At 51.1% G+C, this 264-nt stretch carries 1 protein-coding gene; it reads left to right on the forward strand.

Annotated elements, in window-relative coordinates; translation table 11 throughout:
• Positions 1-264: hypothetical protein (locus R0K30_RS22315; RefSeq protein ID WP_410613067.1), on the forward strand; the 264-nt coding region annotated here is incomplete at both ends.

Below are 264 nucleotides of genomic sequence, written 5' to 3' on the forward strand. Positions count from 1 at the left end.
TCAGCGGATCAGCCGATGACGATTCCTGAAGTCCTGCACAAAACCGCCGCGGCAGCGGGAGATCAAAAGGGCATCACATATATTCAGCCTGACGGCACCAAAGTGTACCAGACTTACAGCGGCCTGAAAAAGATCGCTCTTTCGATTGTGAAAGGGCTCCGCCAATCAGGAGTGAAGGCTCAGGATGAAGTCATATTACAGCTCAGTGACAATTCCCAGCTGATTCCTGCTTTTTGGGGCTGTGTTTTTTTAGGAGCGATCCCG

It is taken from the genome of Bacillus sp. SIMBA_154, from assembly GCF_046536015.1.
Lineage (GTDB): Bacteria > Bacillota > Bacilli > Bacillales > Bacillaceae > Bacillus > Bacillus pumilus_P.